The organism is Ancylomarina longa (genome assembly GCF_003996985.1).
GTDB lineage: Bacteria > Bacteroidota > Bacteroidia > Bacteroidales > Marinifilaceae > Ancylomarina_A > Ancylomarina_A longa.
The window spans coordinates 1-518 of the sequence record NZ_RJJX01000189.1 but is presented as its reverse complement, the minus strand read 5'-3'; the positions used below and the strand labels follow the sequence as shown (position 1 = coordinate 518).

Here is a 518-nt window from a genome sequence, read left to right as displayed (position 1 = left end):
AAGTTGGTAAGTTCATTTCTCATCTGCATACTGAGCTCGAAAACAACTGCAGAACATATGAAGCTGTCTATAAAAGCCTCTGTGAATCCCGGACGAGCAGTAATGTAGACGAGACAGTCATTCATGATCCGCCCAGTTGTCCAGAAATGTCCAATTCCGAAACATTCCCTGTCGTGGGTTCAAATTCCACTGTTCCTGAAACATGTACAGACAGTGATGTACCCAGCTCACAGGAAGAAGATCTCATATTAAATGCTCGTAAATGTATTGCAGTTCCAGTCCACAAAGAAACAGAAAACGAATCGGGCAGTATACTGAATCCAGCTGTTCCAAATGGTCCTCATCATTCTGCAATAAAAGTGTCTGACGAATCTTATTGTCGAAATTCCGTTTTACCAGAAAACATGACAGATGCATCAAATGGTCAGAAATCTAATACAATTTTGATAGATGCTGTTTATTTTAGTGATCTATTATCCACTAATGGAATTTTGAAGAGGTCTGATGAATATGTTTCA

1 protein-coding gene is annotated in these 518 nt (G+C 39.2%); it reads left to right on the top strand.

The window, feature by feature from the left end; genetic code table 11:
• Positions 1 to 146: 146 nt before the first annotated feature.
• On the top strand, positions 147 to 518 hold a 372-nt coding region (locus DLK05_RS19180), incomplete at its 3' end, for a hypothetical protein (protein WP_148114131.1).